Origin of the sequence: Marinomonas sp. THO17, from assembly GCF_040436405.1 — a bacterium.
Classification (GTDB): domain Bacteria; phylum Pseudomonadota; class Gammaproteobacteria; order Pseudomonadales; family Marinomonadaceae; genus Marinomonas.
In genome coordinates this window covers 1078024-1095989 of the sequence record NZ_AP031575.1, presented here as the reverse complement: position 1 = coordinate 1095989, position 17966 = coordinate 1078024, and the positions used below count along the sequence as shown (strand labels likewise).

Genomic DNA, 17966 nt, shown 5'->3' with positions numbered 1-17966 from the left:
CCCTATAAAGAGAATGACATCATGGATAAACAAACTGAAATCGAAGCGGCTGTGTTGCGCCGTTTGTTAAAACACCTAGACGACAACAAAAGTGTACAAAATATTGACTTAATGAATCTTGCAGGTTTCTGCCGAAACTGTTTGAGTAAATGGTATGTTTCCGCGGCAGAAGATCGAGGAATGAGTGTAAGTTACGATGAAGCTCGTGAATACGTGTATGGTGAGCCTTATGATAGCTGGAAGAAAAAATATCAACCAGAAGCAACGCCTGAGCAATTAGCAGCTTTTAATGCTAAATCTAAAGACAACTCATAATATTGGCTCGACAAGTAGGTCTAATGAGTCATGGAGAGTACCCCATTATAAGTCTATATTGATAGGCGTGTTCCTGCTCGCCTGTTTGCTTCCTTCCTTATGTCTCTACGCTGAGATATCCGATAAATACCGAAAACTGGCCAAGCAAGCCGCTGAAGTGTATGGCGCTGATGCTGAGAAGCGCATACTGGCTTGGCGTGAAATAGTAAATGATTCCAAAGATCTTTCAATGGCGGATAAGTTAGCCAAGGTAAATAATTTTTTTAATCAGATGGATTTTGTGGACGATCTTGATTTATGGGGAAAAGAAGATTACTGGGCTACGCCCATTGAATTTCTTGGTATGAGAGCAGGTGATTGTGAAGATTTTACCATTGCTAAGTATTTTACTTTGCGAGAATTAGGCGTGCCGGATGAGAAACTGCGTTTGGTTTATGTGAAAGCCTTACGCTTGAATCAGCATCATATGGTATTGGCTTATTATCATAAGCCCACTTCGGTCCCCGTGATTTTGGACAACCTCGACAAAGAATTGAAACCCGCCTCAAAACGCAATGATTTATCGCCGATATATTCGTTTAATGCAGAGAATTTATGGCTATCGAAAGAGAAGGGGCGTGGTGTGCTGGTAGGGGGCTCTTCCCGCTTAAGTTTGTGGACAGAATTAAATAACCGTTTGAATACGGTGGCAAATTAGGAGAACTTGGATGACGTTGTTTCGCCAATTATTGATAACCATAGTAGCCATCTTTTCGGTGATGCTGTTTGTTGTCATGGGTATAAACTTTGATACCACCAAAGGCTATTTGATTGGGCAATTGGAATCCACGACCCAAGATACTGCTACTTCTTTGAGTATGTCTGTATCCGATTACATGGCATTGGAAGATTACGCTGCAGTAGAAAGTAGTATTAATGCGGTCTTTGACAGCGGTTACTTCTCAGAAGTGAAGATCCATGTTTATGCCACCGAAAACGATATAAGACGTGCCAATGAAACCAAAATTGAAGGTGTGCCGAATTGGTTTATCAGTCTGATTGATTTTAAAGTGCCTGTTGCTAAGGCTGTGATCTCTAATGGTTGGAATGAATTGGGGCAAGTCTATATAACAGGCAGCGCTGGCTATGGTTATCATCAGTTATGGCAGGCGTCTCGTGATCTACTGGTGTCATTTTTTATCATAGGTGCCATTACTTTGATATTGGGTAGCTTTGCATTACGCTTCTTGTTTCATCCCCTGTCAGAACTTGAAAAACAAGCCAATGCTATTCAGCAGCGCCGTTTTACAAAAATGACCAATATTCCTAAAACCCGTGAGTTGAAGTCTGTGGTGTTATCCATGAACCGAATGGCGGATAAACTTGAAAAACTGTTTGCCGCGGAAATGGAAACTGCTCAATGGTTGCAAAACAAAGCGTTTAAAGATCCTGTCAGTGGTTTAGGTAATAGAAACTTTTTTGAAAGTCAGCTCAAAGCACATTTTGCAGAACCAGAACGCGGTGTGGATGGTTTGTTTTTAATTAGTTTGGCGGACCTTGGCAGACTTAATAACGAACGCGGTTATGAATCGGCGGATATGTTTATTCAGGCAACAGCGGAAATCATTGAACAACATGTTGCTGAAATGTCTTCTACAGCGACTTTAGCACGTTTGTCTGGAGCGGATTTTATTGTGCTCTTGCCAAACTTTGACCTCAATCGCTTGGAGAAAGTCACTCATAATATCATGACGAGCCTAAAGGATTTGGATTTGGCCGATATCAGTTATTCATCCCATGTAGCCAATATTGGCGCTGTTATCCTAGACCCTTCTGTGACTCGTGCTAGTGCTTTATCACAAGTAGACACCGCTTTACGTGAAGCCAAACGGGTAGGGAAGAATGCGGTCAAGATTATGGAGCTTAATACCCATCAAGATACTGCTTTAAGTAGAACGGATTGGAAGCGTATCTTGGAAACCACGATTGCCAATCAGGCGTTTAATTTGAAAAAGCAAAAAGTGGTTCTGTTAGACGAGGAGCAGTCGATTCTCCATGAAGAAATCTTCATGGGGTTGAGTCATGGGGGGAAAGATTATCACGCGGGATTCTTTATTGGTTTGGCGGAGCAGTTTGATTTGGGGAGCCAGATTGACCAAGTCATCATTCAAAGTGTGATTGAGCATATTCAGAGTCAACCCGTTAAGCATCCGCTGGCAATCAACTTGTCGGCGTCATCTTTCAATAAGCCTGAATTTATGACGTGGCTAGTGAAAACATTAGACGCACTGGATGACAAAGTGAAGCAGTTATTAGTGTTTGAAATTTCTGAGCAAAACGTTTTAGCGGATGAAGACAATGCGGTGAAGCTGTCGCAAGTACTGAAACAATGTCATGTAAAATTTGGTGTGGACAATGTTGGTAAACAATTTTCGGCATTCCAATATTTGAAAAGTCTCATGCCAGATTATGTGAAAGTAGATTCGTCTTACACTCGAATGGCAGCGGGCAAAGAGTCGGAATCTTTTTTCATGCATACCTTATGCAAAATGTTTGGTAGTTTACATATTGACGTGATTGCCACGGGCATTGAAAGTGATCAGCAATGCGAAGCGCTTCAAAGATTTGATGTGTCTGGTGGGCAAGGCTTTGTTATTGGTCGCGCGCAAGACATGTGATTTAAGCTGTTGATTCTTCTATAAAAGGACGCAAAAGAAGTTAAATAAAACAGCAGGTTAAATAAAAGAGTCTCCATCAGAAGAGGGCAGTGTGTCGTTGTCAGCTATCAAGCTTTCATCATTATGGGTGTGCACGCCACGTACCCATTTACGGCTGAGCAGTTTCTTTTGAGCTGCTTGCGGAAGTTCGGTGAATTGAATTAAACGTTTTTCTGTCAACAGGTCAATCAAATCTTCAAGTATACGCATCATGTCGCCGTCTGAGTCGGTTAACATTTGTTGCGTATCACGAGAGTCATTATCGGCGAATTTTTGTTCTAAAATTTTTGCGACACTGGGTTCATTGGGGGCGACTAATAGTCCATATTCCTCAGATTGAGAGGTCGCGATATCAACAATGTTACCCTCATTATCGAGTTTTGCGTAAAGCATGGTTTGTTACCCTCTTTGTATCAATTTGTAGTGGCTCGCTTAGTTAACTTCCCATCTTAGCCGAGAACTACTATTCTAGACCAGAAATCACATGCCTTTGGTTTTAAATTGTTTTTTTCGTTTACCTTGGAGAAAAAAGAGTATGTCAGACTCTGATCGCTCAGCGCAGGACAATCCTGAGTCATTAAAAGATGAGCATCAAGATGAGAATGTCAGCGGTTCAACTGAATCTGTTCAGACTGGCGTGAAAGCTGAAAGCGAGACTGTCGCAGAAGAAGGTGTGTTAACAAAGACTAAAACATGGCAACCAAATGCCAGTTTGCTGGAATACCCAGATCCTTTACTAGACTGTTTAGTCTTACTGAGTCGCTATTTTAATAATCCTTATACTGCTGATGCTATCGCTGCTGGTTTACCCATTACCGATAATTTTATGACGCCCGAACTTTTTCATCGTGCGTCAAAGCGCATTGGCATCAGTTCAAGATTTGTTAAGCGAAAATTGGCAAAAATCCCCCATATGGTTTTACCTACGGTTTTGTTACTGGAAAACCAAGAAGCTTGTGTTTTGTTGGACATTGATGATGAAAAGGGGGTGGCAAAAATTTTGCGTTCAGAATCGGGGGAAGGTGAGATCAACCTTCCGATTACTGAATTACAAGCCAGTTATACTGGTTATTGCTTCTTTGTTCGTCCTGTCTATCAGTTTGATAAACGTTCGGAAAAGTCTGACGAAGCCAAGCAGAAAAAGAGTCATTGGTTTTGGGGGACGGTACTGAGTTCTTGGCGTATTTACCGAGATGTCTTCATCGCTTCATTGCTCATTAATATGTTTGCTGTGGCCAGTCCCTTGTTTGTCATGAATGTGTATGACCGTGTGGTACCTAATAATGCCTTTGATACCTTATGGGTGTTGGCGATAGGCGCTGCGGCTGTGTATTTGTTTGATTTCTTACTGCGTATGTTACGTGCCTATTTTATTGATATTGCAGGAAAAAAATCTGATATTTTGATTTCCGCAGCGATTTTTTCGCGGGTCAATAACATCACCATGGCCTCAAGGCCGAAGTCAATCGGTGCTTTTGCGAAGAACTTGCAGGAATTCGAGAGCATACGAGATTTTATCACCTCTGCTTCTATTACGACTTTGGTGGATATACCTTTCATGTTTTTGATCGTCTTTGTGATCTGGCTAATTGGTGGTCCTGTGGGTTACATTCCAATTGTCACCATTGTATTGATCCTACTTTATAGTGTGATAGTGCAAGTGCCATTAAAGAGATCCATCGAGGAAAGTCAGAAAACGGCATCGCAGAAAAATGCGGTATTGATTGAAAGTTTGTACAACGCCGAAAGTGTTAAGTTAAACAACGCTGAAGGGGTATTGCAAAAGCAATGGGAAAACGCCGTGGGCAACATTGCCGATTGGGGGGTGAAAACACGTCAGTTGTCACAATCTACCTCTTCTTTTGCTATGGTGGCGCAACAACTAACCACGGTTGTGATCGTCATAGTGGGTGTGTATCAAATTTCCGAAGGCTTGATGAGTATGGGAGCTTTAGTGGCCTCTGTCATGTTAACGGGGCGTGCATTGGGGCCAATGGCGCAAGTGGCCAGTTTGGCAACCCGTTATAATCAAGCTAAGTCGGCCTTTACCTCTCTCAATGAAATTATGTCTTCACCGGTGGAGAACCCAGAAGACACTAAGTTTGTGCACCGTCCAACCTTTAAAGGAGAGTTCCAGTTTGATGCTGTGAATTTTTCCTATCCAGATCAGGATCAAGCGGCTATTACGGACATTAATATCAATATTCGTCAAGGGGAAAAGGTCGCTATTATTGGGCGTATTGGTTCGGGTAAATCCACATTAGGCAAGCTGATGACGGGCTTATACACTCCCAGCAGTGGCGCCATTCGAGTTGATGGTGTGGATCTTCGACAGATTAACCCTACCGATTTACGTCGTAACCTAGGATCGGTGTCGCAGGATGTAAACCTCTTCTATGGCTCCATCAAGGACAATATAGTGATGGGTGCACCTTACATGGAAGATGATGCCATTATTCGAGCGGCGGAATTGTCGGGAGTATCTGAGTTTGCCAATCGACGTTCTAATGGATTGGATAGCCTGGTGGGTGAGCGAGGTGCTTCTTTATCGGGAGGGCAGCGACAGAGTATCGCGATTGCTCGTGCTATGTTATTCGATCCACCGGTGCTGATTCTTGATGAGCCAACAGCGTCTATGGACAACACAACTGAAGCACGCATGAAGCGTCGCTTGATGGAAAGTTTGCGCGATAAAACCTTGATCTTGATTACACACAAAGCGTCCATGTTGGACATGGTGGATCGTATTATTGTGATGGACAATGGTCGTTTAATTGCTGATGGTCCGAAAGAACAAGTACACGAAGCACTGCGCCAAGGTAAGCTTAAGGTTAGTTGATTATGAGTAAGCGCTCAGTAACACAAGGTGACCTTGGTTACCTATCCGATAGAAATGCTGCGTTAATGCTGAGAACCCCTCGGGGGGGACGTATTATCCTTTGGGTGATTTTTTTATTCATCATGACGTCTCTAGTATGGGCCTATTTTACCGCTTTGGATGAAGTGACTGTGGGTGAGGGGACAGTAATTCCTTCCAGTCAGGTGCAGCAAATTCAAAACTTGGAAGGCGGGATCTTAAAAGAAATTAACGTCAAGGTCGGTCAAGTGGTCAATTCAGGTCAGATCCTCATGACTATTGAAAACACTGAAGCCTTGTCTTCTTTGCGGGAGCAGCAGGCAGAATTCATCAACTTGCAAGCCAGAGCGTCACGCTTGCAAGGCGAGTCTGACGGTATGCCGCCAGTGTTTGATGAGGATTTACGCAGCAATTATCCTTCGGTAGTGAATCGAGAGATGGATCTATACGACAACCGTCTAGAGTCATTGCGTACCAATCAAGCAGGTTTTGAGCAGCAAATAGAACAGAAAAAGCAAGAAATCGTTGAACTACAAGCTAAGCTGGACAATCTCAAACAGAGTTATGAATTTTCTAGAGAAGAACTGGCATTAACGCGGCCAGCTTTTGAACAAGGGGCGGTATCGCGGGTTGAACTCTTGCAATTAGAGCGCGAAGTCAACCAACTGCAAGGAGACTTGGAAGCAACTCAGTTAGCGATTCCACGTGCTCGTGCAGCACTTAAAGAAGCGCAAAGTAAGCTAGATGAAAGTGTTGCTAAATTTCGTGCGGATGCACAAGAAGAATTGACCAATGTGCGCAGTAAGTTGGATCAAATTCGCGAAGCCAGCGTGTCTTTGGAGGATAAGGTGTCGCGTACTCAGGTGCGTTCGCCGGTAAAGGGTATTGTTAAACAGATTCAGATTAACACTGTCGGTGGTGTTATCAAGCCAGGTATGAATCTGATGGAGATAGTGCCGATTGAAGACTCTTTATTGATCGAAGCTAAAATACGACCTGAGAACATAGGCTTTATCAAACCAAATCTGCCCGCTGTGGTGAAGTTGTCTGCTTATGACTTTGCTATTTTTGGTGGCTTGGATGGTACGGTTGAAAACATCAGTGCGGATACCATTTTAGACGAAGAGGGTAATAGCTTTTATTTGGTGCGAGTCAGAACTGATAAAAATTTCTTGGGTTCAGCTGATGCACAATTGCCAATCATCCCTGGTATGCAAGCTAGCGTGGATATTATCACGGGGAAAAAGACCCTATTAAATTATCTATTAAAACCCATTTTGAAAGCCAAGCAAAATGCCTTACGTGAACGCTAATTACAAAAAATTGTTTGCCTATTAAAGTGGATAACAAATGTTAACAACCAAATGTTGTCAGCTGGTTAGAATAATATAAATACCTATTGATACGAGTCAGGTTTTGAAAATATTGTGTTGGAATACAGATGAAGCGGTTTGGCAGCACTGGTTAAAAGTAGTGCCAAAAGGTGCTGAATTGGTAAAAGTCATGAATCTGGAGGAGGCACAACAAGCTTTATCCACTTCAAACCAGACATTTCATTATTGTTTTGTATTTTTAGCGGATGTCACTTTTTCTCAGCAGGTTGAAGACGTGGTGCTTTTGAGATCACAATTTGCTTCATTGAAACTGCTTGTTTTTCCCAATCAAGCCAGTCAGCAAGCGGCTTTGCGTATGTTTTCAGTAGGTGTGAATGGTCAATGTGCACCCTATATCGGTCAAGAACAACTTTCATTGGTGATTTCTGTGATTGACTCTGGAGAAATCTGGGGTGGGAAAGCCTTTATTCAGCAATTAATCAGTCAATCTACTGAACAATTGAATGAACCTAGTTTGGACATGAGTGAACTGTCTGAACGTGAAATGGATGTGGTACGTTTGGTGGCCTCGGGATTGTCTAATAAGCAAGTGGCCCATGAAATGGCCATTACAGAAAGAACGGTTAAAGCTCATCTTACTTCAATCTATAAGAAAACGGATACAGGTGATCGTTTGACCTTAGCATTGAAGGCGAAAAGTTACCTAATGGTGCATTAATTTTTCATTTTATCAAGTTTGCACTCTTGCAGCGCTTTTCTGCTTGTTTGGCAAAGTATGATTTTGATTTCAACCTGCTTTTATACATTTAAATATATTCAATCATTTGATTTTTAAGTTATTTCACAGACCCCTTTGTTTTTTAAATCTATGTTCGTTAATGGCGCATATCTTGCTTTATAGCGTTTAAATGAGCTTGTATAAGAAGAGAGTGCACTATGCCTGCGCCCCCACAACAAGAATTGACCGTGATGTTGGTCGATAATGAACCTGCCCGAGCTGCTATTGTTGAGCAAGCCATGTTGGACAGTGGTTATCGTGTTATTCGACGTTTAGAAAATGCCAAACACCTTAGTCAAGCTGTTACGGAATGTCAGCCTGACATGGTGATTATTGATATTGAATCTCCAGATCGCGATATGTTGGAAAACATGTCACGACTCACCCAAGATAATCCCAGACCCATTGTTATGTTTGCCGAGGAAGATGATTCTCGTCATGTGGAGGCGGCCATACGTGCTGGGGTCAGTGCATACGTAGTGGACGGTGTTAATAGTGGTAGTGTGAAAGCCATTTTACAGGTTGCCATTGCGCGTTTTAGAGAATTCCAAGCCTTGCGATCAGAATTGGAAACGGTAAAAACTCAACTTGAAGATCGCAAGTTAATCGAAAAAGCGAAGGGTTTGATCATGAAACATCAACAATGTGATGAGCCTGCTGCCTATCAGGCGCTTAGAAAATTGGCGATGGATCGAAGCCAGCGAATGACGGAAGTGGCTCGAAATATTATTTCGGTAATGGAGATTATGGGAGGGACGAAATGACGTATCCTGATCCTAATGTTACACAGGATATCAATAGGGATATGCAAAGTGTGCGTATTGGTTTTATCCCTCTGATTGATTGTGCCCCTTTTGTCATTGCTAAAGAGAAAGGCTTTTTTGCTCAGCAAGGAGTGGCAGTAGAATTGTCTAAAGAAGCTTCTTGGGCGAGTATTCGCGATAAAGTGACTTTTAATATTCTGCAAGGCGCTCACATGCTTGCTTCCATGCCGATAGCTTCAACCTTGGGTGTCGGCAGTATCAAAACGGCTATGCAAACGGGATTTACCGTCAGTCATAATGGCAATGGTATTACCATAGGTAACGCGCTTTATGAAGCCTTAACGGGCTTTGCTAATAGCACCCAAGACATTCGCAACGGTGTGGCACTTAAACGTTATATTGATGAGCGTAAAGAGCAAGCATCACCATTACGTTTTGCTATTGTTTACCCTTATTCCTCCCATAACTATCAGCTAAGAGATTGGCTAGCGCGTGCGAATATTGATCCTGATCACGACGTGCAATTAGTAGTGATACCGCCCGTACAGATGTTGGCCAGTTTAAAAGCGGGTGAAATCGATGGTTATTGTGTGGGGGAGCCTTGGAATAGCCTAGCGGTTGAGCAGGGTGTTGGCCACATGTTGGTGACTGGGTATGAAATTTGGGGCAGCACGCCAGAAAAAGTATTTGGTGTGAACACGGCTTGGGCAGAGCAAAATGGTGCGACTCATATTGCTATTATAAGAGCATTAGAGTTGGCGTGTGAGTGGGTAGATGAAGTCAGTAATCAGACCGAACTATTAAGCATACTAAGCCATCCTGACTACCTTAATTGCCGGGTAGAGCAGTTGGTGTATGGTTTCAGTGCCATTAAACCCAAAGGTCAGTTTGATTGGCCAATGGAGGCATATCAGCGTTTCTCTGGGCAAGAAATTAATCGACCTTTGCCAAGTTACGCTTTATGGGTCATGGGGCAGATGCATCGCTGGCAACAGCTACCTTTAGCACAGAACATTAATCAATTAGCGGCTCAAGTATATCGTCAAGATATCTATGAAAAAGCGTTGAACATCAGCAGTACCATGGATAATGCTTGGCATTTATCAAGCCAGCAGGAAGCCACTTGGTTAGAAGATGTGGCCGAAGGTCGAGTTGTGTTGCATTCACAAGGGATTTTAAAAGGTTTTAAAGCATTATAAAGGTGCTTTTCATGGTGCGCCATGCTTAAAAAGAGAGCATAAAATTATCTAGGCTGGCAATAGGAAATTATTTCTTTATTAAAAATCCAATAAAATCAATGCTTTGGTTTTATTGGCATAATAAATGCTTCAAGGATAACAAAGTCAAATTAGATAGATTTGCAACATACATCAGGTAACAGTAGCAACGATGCTGCACAGTTACGAACATGATTGATAGCTCGAAGTAGAGTTGTTAAAGAATGGCAAAGGCGCCTATCCATTACAGTAATGTAGTGGGTATGCGCCTTTTTTTTGTGTTTTGAAGCGGAGAGTGACGATGAATTTGAGGTCTTTGGAAACGGTTATGCAATTGCCAAAAGTGGCTGAGTCGGTAAGAAAATCTACGGCGGCTTTGCTATTGGGCTCTTTCTTATTGGCAGGAGCCGCCCATGCAGAATTGGACTATCCTGAAAAAGAAGAATTGAAGTTTGGCTTCATTAAGCTAACGGATATGGCGCCTTTGGCGATTGCTTATGAGAAAGGTTTCTTCGAAGACGAAGGTCTTTACGTTACTTTAGAAGCGCAAGCGAATTGGAAAGTTCTCTTGGATCGTGTAATCGATGGACAGTTGGATGGTGCGCACATGCTGGCGGGTCAACCACTGGGTGCCACTATTGGATATGGTACTAAGGCTCACATTATTACCGCTTTCAGCATGGACTTAAATGGTAACGGTATTACGGTTTCCAATGACGTTTGGGATGAAATGAAAGCGAATATTCCAACTGGAGCCGATGGTAAGCCTGTTCATCCAATCAGTGCCAGTGCGTTGAAGCCGGTTGTTGATCGTTACAACTCTGAAGGTAAGCCATTCAACATGGGTATGGTATTTCCTGTGTCGACGCATAATTATGAATTACGTTACTGGTTAGCCGCTGGTGGTATTCACCCAGGTTACTATGCACCTGCGAAAGGTGATACCAGTGGGCAAATTGATGCAGACGCTTTGCTGTCAGTAACACCACCGCCACAAATGCCAGCCACCATGGAAGCCGGTACTATCTATGGTTACTGTGTTGGTGAACCTTGGAACCAGCAAGCGGTATTCAAAGGCATTGGTGTACCAGTCATTACCGACTACGAGATCTGGAAAAATAACCCAGAGAAAGTGTTTGGTGTGAGTAAAGAGTGGGCTGACGAGTATCCAATTACTCATATTCGAGTGGTGAAAGCCATGATTCGTGCGGCCAAATGGCTGGATGAAAATAACAATGCTAACCGTCCAGAAGCGGTAGAAATTTTGTCACAAAGTCAGTACGTGGGTGCCGATTATGACGTTATTGCCAATAGTATGACAGGTACTTTTGAGTACGAAAAAGGCGATAAGCGTGAAGTGCCAGATTTCAACGTATTCTTCCGTTATAACGCCACTTACCCATACTACAGTGATGCCATTTGGTACCTAACACAAATGCGTCGTTGGGGACAAATTGCAGAACCTAAGTCTGATGAGTGGTTCATGAAAACAGCAAAAGAGGTTTATCGTCCTGATATCTATGCCCAAGCTGCGGAGTCTTTGATTGAAGATGGCTTGATGCAAGCATCCGATTTCCCGGATTTTGCTACGGAAGATGGCTTTAAAGCCCCACAAAGTGAATTTATCGATGGGGTAACGTATGACGGTAAACGTCCAAACGATTATCTGAAGAGCTTTAAAATTGGTCTGAAAGGTGATGACCAAATCTAATAGCTGATAAGCAGTGGGCCTTTTGGCTCACTGCCTTTGGCGAGTGTTTTACAATTAAGGGCAGGAACATGGCTATGTTGGAATTTTCCATCACATCACTTAAAGAAAAGCTGGAACAGGTTTCCCTGAAAAGCATTATTTTGCCAGTGTGTGGCATTTTTGTGTTTATTTTGTTGTGGCAAGTGGGAGCAAGCCGTGTGAATACCTCTTTAGGGGTGTTTCCTGGCCCGACTGTGGTGTATCAGCAATGGGGAAATTTGATTGCTGAGCATCAAGCAGAACGGGAAAAAGAAGAGAAATTTTACCAACGCCAAGAAGATCGAATTGCTAAACGTCAGGCGAAAGACCCTAATTATGTAGGTAAAATTCGTAGTTACACAGGCAAACCGACTTTTTTTGATCAAATATTTACCAGCTTGTATACCGTGTTAGCCGGTTTTGGTTTGGCCTGTATTATTGCTATTCCATTGGGTATCTTGATTGGCCTGAACAATGCGGTTTACAGTGCATTGAACCCAATCATTCAAGTGTTTAAACCTGTCTCACCTCTGGCCTGGCTGCCCTTGGTGACCATGGTGGTGAGTGCGACTTATGTATCGGCAGACCCCATGTTCTCTAAGTCCTTTTTAACCTCCATGTTCACCGTCACCCTATGTTGTATGTGGCCGACCTTGATTAATACGGCTGTAGGGGTGGCTGCGGTGGAAAAAGACTTGCTGAACGTATCAAAAGTGTTGCGACTAGGTTGGTTTACTCATGTTATGAAAATCGTCATTCCCTCTGCTATTCCCTTGATGTTTACAGGCTTACGCTTGTCTCTGGGTATTGCTTGGATGGTACTGATTGCTGCAGAAATGTTGGCGCAGAATCCTGGCTTAGGTAAGTTCGTTTGGGATGAATTCCAAAACGGCAGTTCTAACTCCCTTGGCCGCATTATGGTGGCCGTGTTGATGATAGGTTTCATCGGCTTTTTATTAGACCGAGCCATGTTGATGGTTCAGCGTTTTGTGTCTTGGGATAAGACACAGATTTTACGATAGGAGAATGATCATGGCGACGCATCTAGACATCAGTCAAGTATCCATCGAATTCCCAACACCAAAAGGTTCATTTAAAGCCTTGGATGGGGTGAATTTAAAAATCGCTAAAGGCGAGTTTGTGTCTCTGATTGGCCATTCTGGCTGTGGTAAATCCACTGTTTTGAATATAGTGGCAGGTTTGTATGACGCGACAGAAGGTGGCGTATTACTTGATGGTAAGGAAGTTAAAGGCCCTGGACCAGAACGTGCCGTGGTGTTTCAAAACCACTCTTTGCTGCCTTGGTTAACCTCTTACCAAAATGTTGAGTTGGCGGTGAAGCAAGTTTTTAAAAAGACCAAGTCGAAAAAAGAAATGCACGACTGGATCATGCATAACCTAGATTTGGTGCACATGACACACGCAGCAGATAAGCGTCCAGATGAAATTTCTGGTGGTATGAAGCAACGTGTCGGTATCGCAAGAGCTTTGGCCATGGAGCCAAGTGTGCTCTTAATGGATGAACCTTTTGGTGCCTTAGATGCCTTGACTCGCGCCCATTTGCAAGACTCTCTTATGGAGATCCAAAAAGACTTAAATAACACTGTCATCATGATTACTCACGATGTGGATGAGGCGGTGTTATTGTCTGATCGCATCATCATGATGACCAATGGCCCAGCGGCTACTATTGGCGAAATTTTAGAGGTTGATTTACCACGACCAAGGGATCGCTTGGCTTTGGCGAATGACGCCAAGTATGTGGATTATCGTGCTCAAGTGCTGACCTTCTTGTACGAAAAACAACGTAAAGTTGAACCCATCATTGGTGCAGCTAAAGCCACTAGCCCATCTGCGGCAAAAGTAGCTAACGCGTAACAGGGTAATTGGCCAAAATGCGAGTAGTCATAATCGGTGCAGGAATGGCGGGCAGCAAATTAGCTGAGGAATTGGCTCATAACTCAAACGCTGAGTTTACTATCACCTTGATTGGTGAGGAAGCGAAAGTGGGTTATAACCGCATTATGTTGTCTTCATTGTTGGCACAGGAAATTGGCGACCAAGACATGCCACTGGTGGATCTGGTTAAGATGCAGCAAACCGGCGTCAAGATTCTTGCTGATGACCCTGTGGTGGCAATCGCCAATGAGCGCAAGCAGGTGGTGTTGTCCTCTGGCCGAGTGGTGGAATATGACAAACTGGTGTTCGCGACAGGTTCAAGAGCGAATATTTTGCCTATTGAAGGCGCGAAGGCGGATAATGTGATGGGCTTTCGTACCTGGCAAGATGTTAACCGTATGATGGCATTGCCAGTGATGCAAAAAGTCGCCGTAGTTGGTGGTGGTTTATTGGGATTAGAAGCCGCCGTGGGCTTGGTAAAACGAGGTCATCAAGTTACGGTATTTCATCGCAGTGGGCACTTGTTAAATAGACAATTAGACAGAGCGGCAGCCAGTTTATTGCAAACTCGCCTTGAGAGTATGGGCATTGAGTTCTGCCTAGCAGACAGCCCCACACAATTTATTCATGATGAGTCAGGCTTAGTATGTCAGTTGCAGCATGGTGATGGACAGCAAAGACCAGTGGATTTGGTGATTATGGCGGCCGGAATAGTCCCTGAAACCCAGTTGGCTGAGCAAGCTGGCTTGGCCGTACAAAAAGCCATTTTGGTGGATGCCCAAATGACCACTTCTGATGCCGATATATATGCACTAGGAGAATGTTGCGAATTTGAGCAACAAACCTTTGGTTTAGTGGCCCCGATTTGGTCACAAATTAAGGTATTAACTCAGGTGTTGGCTGGCGCTGTTGCCAACTTTGCTATCGTACCAACGCCAACCAAACTAAAAGTATCAGGCATTAACCTGTTTTCGGTGGGTAAGATTCAACCTGATACGCAAGACGCTTGTCTGGTATTTGCAGACGTAGGCGCCAATCATTATCGCAAACTGGTGGTCAACGACGGCCTACTGGTGGGCGCAATTCTATACGGCAACGTCGCCGATGGTAGCTGGTATTTTCAGCTGATTCAAAACAAGACGAAGGTTACGGACATGCTGGATCGGCTGATTTTTGGCGAAGCTTATTGCCAATCACTCGTCGCCTGATTCCGTTTCGGTAACGCCAGACTCCGACAAGGGGAAGAAGATGACTATAAACAGATTAACAACGGATAAACCACGTTTAGTCGTCGTGGGAAATGGTATGGTAGGACACCATTTTATTGAGCAACTGATTGAGCAAGGTGCGCAGCAGCAATTTGCCATTTATGTTTTCGGAGAAGAGCCGCATCTAGCTTATGACCGCGTGCATTTAAGTGAGTATTTTACTGGTAAGGCGGCTGCGGATTTGGCGTTAACCGATGGTCAATTATACGATCAACATGGCATAGGTTATTTTACTAACAGCCAAGTCGTTGCCATTGATCGTGATGCTAAGTCATTACAACTGGCATCGGGCGATAGCTTGTCTTATGACCTGTTGGTGTTGGCGACAGGTTCCTACCCTTTTGTACCGCCTATGCCGGGTCACGATAGAGACAATACTTTTGTGTACCGTACCCTTGAGGACCTAGATGCCATTCGTGATTGCGCGGCAAAAGTGTCTCGTGGCACGGTTGTGGGTGGTGGTTTACTAGGCTTAGAAGCGGCGAATGCGCTTAAGAACCTAGGTTTGGAAACCAGTGTGATTGAATTCGCACCGCGTTTGATGCCAGTGCAATTGGATGAAACCGGTGGCCAGGTGTTAAAAGAAATGATTGAAGGGCTTGAGGTGAGCGTTTATACCGCCACCGCCACGCAAGAGATTATTGATGGCGAACAAGCTTTTCACCGAATGAATTTTGCTGATGGCAGTCACCTAGAAACCGATTTGATTTTATTTTCCGCAGGGATTCGTCCACAAGATGCATTGGCCAGACAATCTGGTTTAGAAATCGGTGAACGTGGCGGTATTTGTGTTAATAACGATTGTTTGACCAGTGATGACAGCATTTATGCCATTGGTGAATGTGCCTTGTGGAATGGTCGAATCTTTGGCCTAGTGGCGCCCGGATACAGCATGGCTAAAGCCGCCGCCGCTCATATAATGGGGGCATCAGACAAGCGTTTTATGGGCGCTGACATGAGCACCAAGCTCAAGTTACTTGGCTGTGATGTAGGCTCGATTGGTGACGCCCATGCCCAAACCCAAGGTTGTAAGAGTTTTGTTTATCAAGATGAGCTGACCCAAAGCTACCGTAAAATGGTGGTCTCTGAAGATGGTAAGAAGTTGCTGGGGGCAGTGTTGGTTGGTGACAACAGTTATTACGATACCTTGCTGCAATATTACTTAAACGGCATTGATTTACCCAATAATGCACAGTCACTGATTTTACCCAGTATGGATGGCGCACCTGCTGCTTTGGGGGTTGATGCTTTGCCTGCCACAGCGTCCATTTGTAGTTGTCATAATGTGAGTAAACAAGACATTAGCGATGCGGTGTGTGCAGGTGCCTTGTCTGTTGGTGATGTCAAAGGGGTTACCAAAGCCGCAACAGGCTGTGGTGGTTGTGCTGCTTTATTGAAAAAAGTCGTCGACAATGAGTTGTTGGCACTTGGTGTGGAAGTCAGTACGGATATTTGTGAGCACTTTGCTTATACCCGTCAAGATCTATATAACCTCATTAAAATTGAAGGCATTAAAAGCTTCGCCGAGTTGTTACAAAAACACGGCAAGGGTCATGGTTGTGAAATCTGTAAACCCGCTGTGGGTTCCATTTTAGCCAGTGTGTGGAACGACTATGTGCTGAAAAAAGAGCATATTGGTTTGCAAGATACCAATGATAGATTCCTAGCGAATATGCAAAAGGATGGCACTTATTCTATTGTGCCACGTATTGCGGGAGGAGAAATTACCCCTGATAAGCTGATTGTGTTAGGGCAAGTGGCCAAAGATTATGGCTTGTACACCAAGATTACCGGTGGTCAGCGCATTGATTTGTTTGGTGCGACCTTGGCGCAATTACCCGAAATTTGGGAAAAGCTGGTGGCGGCTGGATTCGAAACGGGACAAGCCTATGGTAAGTCATTACGAACCGTTAAATCCTGTGTTGGCAGTACTTGGTGTCGTTACGGCGTGAACGACAGCATGGGCATGGCGATTCATTTAGAAAATCGTTATAAGGGGCTGAGATCACCACACAAAATCAAGTTCGCAGTGTCAGGTTGTACCCGAGAATGCGCGGAAGCACAGAGTAAAGACATAGGGGTGATTGCCACTGAAGGTGGTTGGAACTTATACGTATGTGGTAATGGTGGTATGAAACCACGTCATGCGGATTTGTTTGCGACTGACTTGGACGACGAAACCTTGGTCAAGTACATCGACAGAGTCTTGATGTTTTACACCAAAACGGCCGATCGTTTGCAACGTACATCCGTGTGGATGGAGAATTTAGAAGGTGGTTTGGACTACCTAAAAGAAGTGGTCATTGACGACAAACTTGGTTTGGCTGATGAGTTAGAAAGAAGCATGCAGCACGTGGTGGATACCTTCCAATGTGAATGGAAAACAACACTAGAAGACGAGCAAGCACTGAAAAATTTCCGTCAGTTCGTCAACTATGAAGGCGGGGATGAAAACGTGGTGTTTGTTGAAGAGCGTAATCAAATTCGCCCTGCGACCGAAGCAGAAAAACAGCAACTGATTGCTAAGGCAGGTTAACCGTGACAATGCAGTGGAAATTGATGTGTGAACAGCAAGATTTGATTGAAGGCGCTGGCATTGCCGCCATGCTAGACGGTCAACAAATTGCTTTGTTTTATGTGCCTGAGGCGAAACAACAAGTGTTTGCTATTAGTAACTGGGACCCAATTGGTAAAGCCAATGTGCTTTCCCGTGGTTTGTTGGCGAATCTAAAGGAAGAGTGGACGGTGGCCAGTCCATTGTACAAACAGCATTTTGAATTACAGTCTGGTAGGTGTCTTGAAGAAGAAGGTTTATCTATCCCGACTTGGCAAGCCAAACTGGAGCAAGGCAAGGTGTTCGTCGCTGTTTCATGATCCAATTTGGTTAGCAAAAAATAACATCGCACTTTTGTGGTGCTTTTATGGATGAAAATCGATAAAAATCGGATTGAGAAGCGTTAAAAACAGCTCAAAAACTTGGCCTGTTATTTGCTACTAATAAAACCAACTGATGCACCTTGAACCAACGCTGGTTTACTTACAAAGCAATCAGATATTACAAAAGGCAACGAAGCCCAACCGCTGAATACAGTGGTTGGGCTTTTTTTGT

General features: G+C 43.8%; 15 protein-coding genes. 14 read left to right on the top strand and 1 reads right to left on the bottom strand.

The genetic code is table 11. The features are described from left to right. The first annotated feature begins 21 nt into the window (after positions 1 to 21). From ABXS85_RS05145 to ABXS85_RS05135, 3 genes are all read left to right on the top strand, one after another. Positions 22 to 315, top strand: coding sequence for a DUF1244 domain-containing protein (locus ABXS85_RS05145; RefSeq protein ID WP_353668965.1), 294 nt, complete (start codon positions 22 to 24; stop codon positions 313 to 315). A 67-nt stretch (positions 316 to 382) separates the two neighbouring features. Next, complete coding sequence (locus tag ABXS85_RS05140) at positions 383 to 1012, top strand: transglutaminase-like cysteine peptidase (RefSeq protein ID WP_353669753.1); 630 nt, start codon at positions 383 to 385, stop codon at positions 1010 to 1012. A 10-nt stretch (positions 1013 to 1022) separates the two neighbouring features. Then, positions 1023 to 2972 (top strand): EAL domain-containing protein, encoded by a 1950-nt coding sequence (locus ABXS85_RS05135; RefSeq protein WP_353668964.1) that lies wholly within the window; start codon positions 1023 to 1025, stop codon positions 2970 to 2972. Positions 2973 to 3029: 57 nt separating this feature from the next. Here the strand turns inward: ABXS85_RS05135 and ABXS85_RS05130 are convergent, their stop codons facing one another. Further along, positions 3030 to 3404: a hypothetical protein gene (locus tag ABXS85_RS05130; RefSeq protein ID WP_353668963.1), complete on the bottom strand. Its 375-nt coding sequence runs from the start codon at positions 3402 to 3404 to the stop codon at positions 3030 to 3032. A gap of 142 nt (positions 3405 to 3546) precedes the next feature. Between ABXS85_RS05130 and ABXS85_RS05125 the strand changes: the two genes are divergently transcribed. The 11 genes from ABXS85_RS05125 to nirD all read left to right on the top strand — a co-directional run bounded on the left by ABXS85_RS05125 (position 3547) and on the right by nirD (position 17731). Further along, positions 3547 to 5850, top strand: coding sequence for a type I secretion system permease/ATPase (locus tag ABXS85_RS05125; RefSeq protein WP_353668962.1), 2304 nt, complete (start codon positions 3547 to 3549; stop codon positions 5848 to 5850). A 2-nt stretch (positions 5851 to 5852) separates the two neighbouring features. After that, positions 5853 to 7181: an HlyD family type I secretion periplasmic adaptor subunit gene (locus ABXS85_RS05120; RefSeq protein ID WP_353668961.1), complete on the top strand. Its 1329-nt coding sequence runs from the start codon at positions 5853 to 5855 to the stop codon at positions 7179 to 7181. Positions 7182 to 7284: 103 nt separating this feature from the next. Further along, positions 7285 to 7920, top strand: coding sequence for a response regulator transcription factor (locus ABXS85_RS05115; RefSeq protein ID WP_353668960.1), 636 nt, complete (start codon positions 7285 to 7287; stop codon positions 7918 to 7920). Between the two features lie 218 nt (positions 7921 to 8138). Then, entirely contained in the window at positions 8139 to 8744 is a 606-nt protein-coding gene (locus ABXS85_RS05110; RefSeq protein ID WP_353668959.1) for an ANTAR domain-containing protein, read from the top strand. Next, positions 8741 to 9943, top strand: a complete 1203-nt coding sequence (locus ABXS85_RS05105; RefSeq protein WP_353668958.1) for a CmpA/NrtA family ABC transporter substrate-binding protein — start codon at positions 8741 to 8743, stop codon at positions 9941 to 9943. Before ABXS85_RS05110 ends, ABXS85_RS05105 begins: the two co-directional genes overlap by 4 nt. A 319-nt stretch (positions 9944 to 10262) precedes the next feature. Then, complete coding sequence (locus ABXS85_RS05100; protein WP_353668957.1) at positions 10263 to 11672, top strand: CmpA/NrtA family ABC transporter substrate-binding protein; 1410 nt, start codon at positions 10263 to 10265, stop codon at positions 11670 to 11672. Between the two features lie 74 nt (positions 11673 to 11746). Further along, complete coding sequence (locus tag ABXS85_RS05095) at positions 11747 to 12712, top strand: ABC transporter permease (RefSeq protein WP_353668956.1); 966 nt, start codon at positions 11747 to 11749, stop codon at positions 12710 to 12712. 10 nt (positions 12713 to 12722) lie between these two features. After that, positions 12723 to 13568, top strand: coding sequence for an ABC transporter ATP-binding protein (locus tag ABXS85_RS05090; RefSeq protein WP_353668955.1), 846 nt, complete (start codon positions 12723 to 12725; stop codon positions 13566 to 13568). 17 nt (positions 13569 to 13585) lie between these two features. Then, complete coding sequence (locus tag ABXS85_RS05085) at positions 13586 to 14797, top strand: FAD-dependent oxidoreductase (RefSeq protein ID WP_353668954.1); 1212 nt, start codon at positions 13586 to 13588, stop codon at positions 14795 to 14797. Between the two features lie 40 nt (positions 14798 to 14837). After that, positions 14838 to 17393 (top strand): nitrite reductase large subunit NirB, encoded by a 2556-nt coding sequence (nirB, locus tag ABXS85_RS05080; protein WP_353668953.1) that lies wholly within the window; start codon positions 14838 to 14840, stop codon positions 17391 to 17393. A gap of 8 nt (positions 17394 to 17401) precedes the next feature. Further along, positions 17402 to 17731, top strand: a complete 330-nt coding sequence (gene nirD / locus ABXS85_RS05075; protein ID WP_353668952.1) for a nitrite reductase small subunit NirD — start codon at positions 17402 to 17404, stop codon at positions 17729 to 17731. The last annotated feature ends 235 nt before the right edge of the window (positions 17732 to 17966 follow it).

Excerpts from the sequence above, each read along its gene's own strand:
- ABXS85_RS05145 (WP_353668965.1), top strand. The coding sequence starts at position 22 with ATGGATAAACAAACTGAAATCGAAGCGGCTGTGTTGCGCCGTTTGTTA.
- ABXS85_RS05135 (WP_353668964.1), top strand. The coding sequence starts at position 1,023 with ATGACGTTGTTTCGCCAATTATTGATAACCATAGTAGCCATCTTTTCG.
- ABXS85_RS05130 (WP_353668963.1), bottom strand. The coding sequence starts at position 3,404 with ATGCTTTACGCAAAACTCGATAATGAGGGTAACATTGTTGATATCGCG.
- ABXS85_RS05125 (WP_353668962.1), top strand. The coding sequence starts at position 3,547 with ATGTCAGACTCTGATCGCTCAGCGCAGGACAATCCTGAGTCATTAAAA.
- ABXS85_RS05120 (WP_353668961.1), top strand. The coding sequence starts at position 5,853 with ATGAGTAAGCGCTCAGTAACACAAGGTGACCTTGGTTACCTATCCGAT.
- ABXS85_RS05110 (WP_353668959.1), top strand. The coding sequence starts at position 8,139 with ATGCCTGCGCCCCCACAACAAGAATTGACCGTGATGTTGGTCGATAAT.
- ABXS85_RS05105 (WP_353668958.1), top strand. The coding sequence starts at position 8,741 with ATGACGTATCCTGATCCTAATGTTACACAGGATATCAATAGGGATATG.
- ABXS85_RS05100 (WP_353668957.1), top strand. The coding sequence starts at position 10,263 with ATGAATTTGAGGTCTTTGGAAACGGTTATGCAATTGCCAAAAGTGGCT.
- ABXS85_RS05095 (WP_353668956.1), top strand. The coding sequence starts at position 11,747 with ATGTTGGAATTTTCCATCACATCACTTAAAGAAAAGCTGGAACAGGTT.
- ABXS85_RS05090 (WP_353668955.1), top strand. The coding sequence starts at position 12,723 with ATGGCGACGCATCTAGACATCAGTCAAGTATCCATCGAATTCCCAACA.
- ABXS85_RS05085 (WP_353668954.1), top strand. The coding sequence starts at position 13,586 with ATGCGAGTAGTCATAATCGGTGCAGGAATGGCGGGCAGCAAATTAGCT.
- nirB (WP_353668953.1), top strand. The coding sequence starts at position 14,838 with ATGACTATAAACAGATTAACAACGGATAAACCACGTTTAGTCGTCGTG.
- nirD (WP_353668952.1), top strand. The coding sequence starts at position 17,402 with ATGCAGTGGAAATTGATGTGTGAACAGCAAGATTTGATTGAAGGCGCT.